Origin of the sequence: Streptococcus sp. UBA632, from assembly GCF_002300045.1 — a bacterium.
Taxonomy (GTDB): Bacteria; Bacillota; Bacilli; order Lactobacillales; family Streptococcaceae; genus Streptococcus; species Streptococcus alactolyticus.
Window position 1 is genome coordinate 1 of sequence record NZ_DBPA01000027.1, and the last position, 8,171, is coordinate 8,171.

An 8,171-nucleotide genomic window follows, 5' to 3' on the forward strand; every position below is an offset into this window, starting at 1 on the left:
CTTTTTACAAAAGATGTTTGTTTGATATTTCTTTGTCTGTTTGTTTTCTTATTGTATAAAAAATTGTTTTCAAAAAAATAAAAGATGAAAAAAAGCAAAAAAAATAATGATATTTTGGTCTTTAATTCCGATTAATTCTGTGGTGTTCTTAATAAGTCTCATAAGTTCTTCCTAATGATGGTTTGGTTGCTTTTCATTATAGTTCTTATGAGACTTTTTGTGTACACTCAAAAAGCTCTATAATCTCTACAGTAGTTTTACCCACTACAGAAATTATAGAGCCATATAATAAAGAAACTAGGCGAGGACAACTAAAAAAAGCACCTTACTGGTGCTATTTTCCTGCCTGCTGAACTCGTAAATTTATTATAAAATTTGTTACGTTTTTTGTTACGTGTATTTTATCGTAATTAATATATTCTACCTATAAATATTAGTATGTATTTTATACTGTAACGTTTTTTACAATATTAAATAGTAGGGAAATTTCTATAACAAAAAACGTAAAATGATAACATTTTACGTTTTTTTATGATATAATATTTTCTGAATACTTCTGATTTTATGCAGATTTTAGAATAGTAAATGAATGGAAAGATAGAGAGGTCGAGTGAATGGCTAGAAATGGCTTTTTTACAGGTTTGGATATAGGGACAAGCTCGATTAAAGTTCTCGTAGCAGAATTTGTTTCTGGCGAGATGAACGTCATTGGTGTGAGCAACGTTCCCAGCACTGGAGTAAAAGATGGAATTATTATAGATATTGAAGCTGCTGCTGAAGCAATCAAAAAAGCGGTTGAACAAGCAGAAGAAAAAGCCGGAATGACCATTGATAAGATTAACGTCGGTCTTCCAGCTAATCTTCTTCAAATTGAGCCTACTCAAGGGATGATTCCCGTTCCTAGCGAATCAAAAGAAATTAAAGACGAAGATGTTGATAGTGTCGTGAAATCAGCTTTGACAAAAAGCATTACGCCAGAGCGTGAAGTGATTTCACTCATTCCAGAAGAGTTTATCGTGGATGGTTTCCAAGGTATCCGTGACCCTCGTGGCATGATGGGTATTCGCTTGGAAATGCGTGGCTTGATTTACACTGGGCCAAGCACGATCCTTCACAATCTTCGCAAGACAGTAGAGCGTGCTGGTATTAGCGTGGAAAACGTGATTATTTCACCACTAGCTTTGGCGAAATCAGTTCTCAACGAAGGGGAACGTGAATTTGGTGCTACTGTGATTGATATGGGTGGCGGTCAAACAACAGTCGCTTCAATGCGCGCACAAGAGTTGCAATACACAAACATCTACCCAGAAGGTGGAGAGTATGTCACAAAAGACATTTCGAAAGTCTTGAAGACATCAATGCAAATTGCAGAAGCGCTTAAATTCAACTTTGGACAAGCAAACTTGGCAGAAGCAAGTGAGTCAGAAAGTGTTCAAGTTGATGTGGTTGGTAGTGACACGCCAATTTCAGTGAGCGAGCATTACTTGGCAGAAATCATTTCTGCGCGTGTTCGCCACATCTTAGACCGTGTCAAACAAGATTTGGAACGTGGACGCCTCTTGGATTTGCCAGGAGGGATTATTCTTGTCGGTGGTGGAGCGATTATGCCAGGTGTGGTTGAGTTGGCTCAAGAAATTTTCGGAACCACTGTTAAACTCCACGTGCCAAACCAAGTAGGTATCCGTAACCCAATGTTTGCCAACGTGATTAGTTTGGTAGAATACGTTGGCATGATGAGCGAGGTAGATGTGATTGCTCAACGTGCGGTTTCTGGTGAAGAACTCCTTAGACGTAAGCCAGTGGATTTTGAACCAGAACCACAACCACGTCCAGTCTATCAACCAGCTCCAGAGCCTGTTGCTCCAGTAGTTAGCGAGCCTACACCGCAGGCTCCTCAGGGTATTCCTGCTCATAAGGAGCCATCAAGACCTAGCCTGACAGAGCGTATTCGTGGTCTTTTTGGAAGTATGTTTGATTAATAATAAGTGAGGAAAATTAAAAATGGGAATTTCATTTGATGCAGCGTCTGTACAAGGTGCTATTATTAAAGTTATCGGTGTCGGCGGAGGTGGCGGAAATGCCATTAACCGCATGATTGATGAAGGAGTTGCAGGTGTTGAATTTATCGCTGCTAACACTGATATTCAAGCGTTGAGTTCTTCAAAAGCAGAAACAGTCATTCAATTAGGTCCAAAATTAACACGTGGCTTAGGTGCTGGAGGTCAACCTGAGGTTGGTCGTAAAGCTGCCGAAGAAAGCGAAGAAGCTTTGACAGATGCTTTGTCAGGTTCTGATATGGTCTTTATCACTGCTGGTATGGGTGGTGGCTCTGGTACAGGTGCTGCGCCAGTTATCGCTCGTATTGCTAAAAGCTTGGGTGCTCTTACAGTTGCCGTTGTCACACGTCCGTTTGGTTTTGAAGGAAACAAACGTGGCAACTTCGCTGCTGAAGGTATTGCAGAACTTCGCGAACAAGTAGATACTTTGTTGATTATCTCAAACAACAACCTTCTTGAAATCGTGGATAAAAAGACACCGCTTCTTGAAGCACTTAGCGAAGCTGACAATGTGCTTAGACAAGGGGTACAAGGTATTACAGACTTGATTACAAGCCCAGGCCTTATCAACCTTGACTTTGCCGATGTGAAAACCGTTATGGCAAACAAAGGTAACGCTCTTATGGGAATCGGTATCGGTTCTGGTGAAGAACGTATCACAGAAGCTGCTCGCAAAGCTATCTTCTCACCATTACTTGAAACAACAATCGATGGTGCTGCAGATGTTATCGTAAACGTTACTGGTGGTCTTGACATGACTCTTACTGAAGCCGAAGAAGCTTCTGAAATCATCAGCCAAGCTGCTGGTAAAGGGGTCAACATTTGGTTGGGTACATCTATTGATGACAGCATGAAAGATGAAATCCGTGTGACTGTTGTGGCAACTGGTGTCCGCCAAGACCGTGCAGATAAAGTGGCTGGTTTCCAACAATCAAACCGTTCATTTAACCAACCAAATGCACAACAAGCAGCAGGTGCTCAATACGCTTCTGAACGTGCACAACAATCAAGCCAACCAGCTTTTGAACGTCGTTCAAGCTTTGACTATGATATGGGTGCAACAAACACTGTACCAACATCACAACCAGCGTCTAACCCAGCTTCACAACAAAAAGACAATTCATTTGGAAACTGGGACCTTCGTCGTGACAACATCAGCCGTCCAAAAGAAGGTGAACTAGACAGCAAATTGACGATGTCAACTTTCTCAAGCAACGACACAACTGACGATGAATTAGAAACACCACCATTCTTTAAAAACCGTTAATGACGGATTTTCAAAAGAATAAAGACCTTGTTTTTGAACAAGTAGCGCAGGCAGCGCAAGCCGCTAATCGCTCTAAGGATAGTGTCAATATTATCGCAGTGACGAAGTACGTTGACAGTGGTGTGGCTGCTCGTCTTATTGATACTGGCATTACCCATATTGGGGAAAACAGGGTTGATGTTTTTCTTGATAAATACGAAGCTTTGAAAGACAGACCTTTGACTTGGCATTTGATTGGAAGTTTGCAACGTCGTAAAGTTAAAAATGTGATTAACTTGGTGGATTACTTCCATGCCTTAGATTCTGTCAAATTGGCTTTAGAAATTCAGAAACGAGCGGAGCATACAATCAAATGTTTCCTACAAGTCAATATTTCAGGTGAAGAGAGTAAGCACGGTTTTAAAGTTTCGGAAATTGACGAAGCTTTAGCCGCTATCTCTGAATGTGATAAAGTGGAACTGGTGGGCCTAATGACAATGGCTCCGAAAGATGCTTCTGGAAATGAGATAAACGACATTTTTGGTAGAGCAAATCAGATTAGACAAGAGTTACAAAAACGTGGTTTACCCCATATGCCATTTACAGAATTAAGTATGGGGATGAGCGGTGATTTTAAGCTTGCTATTCAAAACGGAGCGACTTTCGTCAGAATTGGGACATCATTCTTTAAGTAACAGGAGAAAAGATGGCATTTAAAGACAGATTTGAGAAAATAATTTCATATTTTGATACTGATGAAGTTAGTGATGTTGAGCCAACAGTGAGTGAGGAGGTCAAGCCTTCTGCCTCTCAAGAGAGTGAAAAGGTCCAGCCAATTAAACGATCAATGGAACAACCTCAACCATCTAACCGCGTTCAACACGTGGTTAATGGTAACGATGCTCAACGCTCATCTTCATCTCAACAAAAGAGGACGGTAGAAGATATGCAACGTGTTCGCGCATTAAACCAACGCCGTGAAGAGCAAGCAAATGTGAATCAACAAACTACAACTATTACGCTTAAATACCCTCGTAAATATGAGGATGCTCAAGAAGTAGTGGATTTGTTAAACAATAACGAATGTGTTTTGATTGATTTTCAATACATGCTAGACGCTCAAGCACGTCGTTGCCTTGATTTCATTGATGGCGCAAGTAAAGTGCTTTATGGAACACTTCAAAAAGTAGGTAGTTCAATGTACCTTTTGACACCATTTAATGTGATTGTCAATGTTGAAGAACTTCCAATGCCAAATAATGGTCAAGATGTCGGATTTGATTTTGACATGAAAAGACGCTAATATAGATAACATATGATTTTTATATTAATTGTATTACTAAAGACGATTCAGTTTTATTCTTATCTACTATTTGCTTACGCTTTACTGTCTTGGTTCCCAGGAGCCTACGATACTTGGTTGGGGCAGGTTTTGACACAAATTGTTGAGCCTGTGATTAGACCTTTCCGACGTTTTAACCTTCAATTTTTGGGGTTAGATTTTACGATTATAGCTGTGGTGTTCGCTCTTAATATTTTGAGCCGCATTCTGATTATGGTATTCACATCCTTATGACATCACAAGGAGTCTATCAACATTTTCGACCTGAGGAGCATGACTTTATTGATAAAATAACACGTCTTGCTCAGCGGGTAGAAGAAACCTATGCCTATGTTTTGACGGAGTTTTTAAATCCTCGTCAAATCGAGATTGCGAAAACGGTGGTTAATCATTTTGGACTGAAAGCATTTGTGTCCAGTGATTATTATGCTAGTGAATATGCCCGTCTGATTATCGCACCAGAATATTATGTCTGTCAGGTAGAAGATTTTGAATTAGCCTTGCTTGAAGTGCGTTACCAGTCAAAATTTGCCCAGTTAAGCCATGCACAGATTATGGGAACTCTCCTTAATCATCTTGGCATTAAACGGACAGTCATCGGTGATATTTTGGTAACAGATGGCTACGCTCAGGTGTTAGTTTCGCGAAATATGTCTGATTATATTAGAATCCATACAACAAAGATAGCCAGAACGAGTGTTTCATTGAGAGAAATTCCTCTAAGCGATATCATCGTTGCAAATCAGGCTAGTCTGCAGCTAAACGTCATCGTGTCAAGTATGCGTCTGGATAAGATTCTGGCAACTGTGCTAAAGCTATCAAGAACGCAAGCTGCGCAGTTAATAGGAACAGGTAAAGTCAAACTTAATTATCAACTGATCGATAAAACAGCGACAGTTCTTCAAGTTGGAGATTTAGTTAGTGTAAGAGGGTTTGGTCGATTTTCAATTTTGAGCGATAATGGGATAACCAAAAACGGCAAATTGAAATTGACCATAGATAAGATGATACATAAATAAGGAGAATTCAATGGCACTTACAGCACTTGATATTAAAGATAAAACATTTAAAGTAAAATTCCGTGGTTATGACGAAGAAGAAGTTAATGAATTTCTAGATATTGTTGTTGAAGACTACGAAAACTTGGTTCGTCGTAACCATGAGCAAGAAAATCGTATCAAAGATTTGGAAGATAAATTGGCTTACTTTGATGAAATGAAAGAATCATTGAGCCAATCTGTTATCCTTGCTCAAGAAACAGCTGAAAAAGTGAAAACATCAGCAAACGACGAAGCAGCAAACCTTGTTAGCAAGGCGAACTACGATGCGCAACATTTGATTGATGAAGCAAAATCAAAAGCCAACCAAATTTTGCGTGATGCAACTGACGAAGCAAAACGTGTTGCTGTGGAAACAGAAGATTTGAAACGTCAAACACGCGTCTTCCACCAACGTTTGGTAGCTGCTATTGAAGGTCAACTTAGCTTGGCTAACTCACCAGAATGGAACGAATTGTTGCAACCAACAGCCGTTTATCTTCAAAACTCAGACGCAGCTTTTCGTGAAGTTGTTGAGAAAGTGTTAGACGAAGAAGTTCCAGAATTGGATGATGAGTTGTCAATGGATGCGACACGTCAATTCACACCAGAAGAAATGGAAGAATTGCAACGTCGTGTTGAAGAAAGCAACAAACACCTTGAAGAAACGCAAAAATTAGCAGCTGCTGACGACGAATCTGCTGACGCAGATACAGATGAAGCAGTTAATCTCAGCGAAACACAAACATTTAAATTGAATATCGAAGAAGACTAAGAAAAACGCGATTGTTAATCCATATTTTCAGCGAGCAGGAGATGGTGTGAGTCCTGTAATCCCTAGATTGGCAATTATCATTTTCGAATCGTTTTATCTGAATGAAGTAAGATAAAAGGGCTGACTTACCTTACGAGTCGCAGAGGGAGATTTGGTTTGACCTGATTTTTTTAGGAAAATAAAATCTCTGAACAAAGGTGGTACCACGAGCTTTCGTCCTTTTGAGGCGAAAGCTCTTTTTTATTATTTAACCCTGTCAACCTTCTGTCGTTGCTTGTGTGATGACAGTTAGATTATTTATATAAGGAGTAGCTATGAAACTAAAAGAAACGCTTAATCTTGGAAAAACAGCTTTCCCAATGCGTGCTGGGCTTCCTAACAAAGAACCAAAATGGCAGCAAGAATGGGAAGAAGCTAATATTTACGCCAAACGTCAACAATTAAACGAAGGCAAGCCTTCTTTCAACCTCCACGATGGACCTCCGTACGCTAACGGAAATATCCACGTTGGGCATGCCATGAATAAAATTTCTAAAGATATTATTGTGCGTTCAAAATCAATGTCTGGTTTCCGCGCCCCTTATGTACCTGGTTGGGACACACACGGTTTGCCAATTGAACAAGTGTTGTCCAAAAAAGGTGTGAAACGCAAAGAAATTCCATTGACAGAATACCTTGAAATGTGTCGTGAGTATGCGCTTAGCCAAGTGGATAAACAACGTAACGACTTTAAACGTTTAGGAGTTTCTGCTGATTGGGAAAATCCATACATTACTCTAAAACCAGCTTATGAAGCGGCTCAAATCCGTGTCTTTGGTGCTATGGCTGACAAAGGCTACATTTACCGTGGTGCTAAGCCAGTTTACTGGTCATGGTCATCTGAATCAGCTCTTGCGGAAGCTGAAATTGAATACCACGATATTGATTCAACTTCTCTTTACTATGCCAATAAAGTTAAAGATGGTAAAGGTGTGCTTGATACAGATACTTACATTGTCGTTTGGACAACAACACCATTTACAGTAACAGCATCACGCGCTTTGACTGTTGGTCCTGATATGGATTATGTCGTTGTGAAACCTGCTAATAATGACCGAAAATTCGTTGTTGCAGAAGGACTTTTGGATAGCTTAGCTGAAAAATTTGGTTGGGAATCATTTGAAGTTCTCGCTAAACATAAAGGTACTGAACTCGAATATATCGTTACAGAACACCCATGGGATACTGAAGTGGATGAATTGGTTATCTTGGGTGACCACGTTACACTTGATTCAGGTACAGGTGTTGTCCATACTGCCCCTGGTTTTGGTGAAGATGACTACAACGTTGGTGTTAAATACGGATTGGAAGTTTTTGTTACTGTTGACGAACGTGGTATCATGATGGAAAATGCTGGTCCAGATTTCCAAGGTCAATTCTACGATAAAGTTGTTCCAACTGTTACTGAAAAACTTGGTGACCTTTTGCTTGCTAGCGAAGCCATTACTCACTCATACCCATTTGACTGGCGTACTAAGAAACCAATCATCTGGCGTGCTGTACCACAATGGTTTGCATCAGTTTCTAAATTCCGTCGAGACATTCTTGATGAAATTGACCGCACAACATTCTATCCAGAATGGGGTCGTACACGTCTTTACAACATGATTCGTGACCGTGGCGATTGGGTTATCTCACGTCAACGTGCTTGGGGTGTGCCACTTCCAATCTTCTA

7 protein-coding genes and 1 pseudogene are annotated in these 8,171 nt (G+C 40.1%); all 8 read left to right on the plus strand.

The features are described 5' to 3' along the window. Nucleotides 1-614: 614 nt before the first annotated feature. Nucleotides 615-1,979 (plus strand): cell division protein FtsA, encoded by a 1,365-nt coding sequence (gene ftsA, locus B3473_RS03400; RefSeq protein WP_168261277.1) that lies wholly within the window; start codon nt 615-617, stop codon nt 1,977-1,979. A 22-nt stretch (nt 1,980-2,001) separates the two neighbouring features. After that, nucleotides 2,002-3,324 (plus strand): cell division protein FtsZ, encoded by a 1,323-nt coding sequence (gene ftsZ, locus B3473_RS03405; protein WP_154454451.1) that lies wholly within the window; start codon nt 2,002-2,004, stop codon nt 3,322-3,324. Continuing rightward, the gene (locus B3473_RS03410) at nt 3,324-3,998 is read left to right on the plus strand and encodes a YggS family pyridoxal phosphate-dependent enzyme (protein ID WP_154454450.1); all 675 of its coding nucleotides are present in this window, start codon (nt 3,324-3,326) and stop codon (nt 3,996-3,998) included. Before ftsZ ends, B3473_RS03410 begins: the two co-directional genes overlap by 1 nt. 305 nt (nt 3,999-4,303) lie before the next feature. Continuing rightward, nucleotides 4,304-4,606 (plus strand): annotated as a pseudogene (locus B3473_RS07365) (cell division protein SepF); the annotation flags it as partial. Between the two features lie 12 nt (nt 4,607-4,618). Further along, on the plus strand, nt 4,619-4,879 hold the full coding sequence (locus B3473_RS03420; RefSeq protein WP_154454448.1) for a YggT family protein: 261 nt from the start codon (nt 4,619-4,621) through the stop codon (nt 4,877-4,879). After that, nucleotides 4,876-5,664, plus strand: coding sequence for an RNA-binding protein (locus B3473_RS03425; protein WP_154454447.1), 789 nt, complete (start codon nt 4,876-4,878; stop codon nt 5,662-5,664). The genes B3473_RS03420 and B3473_RS03425 overlap by 4 nt, the downstream gene beginning before the upstream one ends. Nucleotides 5,665-5,674: 10 nt before the next feature. Further along, complete coding sequence (locus tag B3473_RS03430; protein WP_154454446.1) at nt 5,675-6,457, plus strand: DivIVA domain-containing protein; 783 nt, start codon at nt 5,675-5,677, stop codon at nt 6,455-6,457. A gap of 314 nt (nt 6,458-6,771) precedes the next feature. Continuing rightward, a partial coding sequence (locus B3473_RS03435; RefSeq protein ID WP_293652162.1) for an isoleucine--tRNA ligase occupies nt 6,772-8,171 on the plus strand: 1,400 nt, incomplete at its 3' end.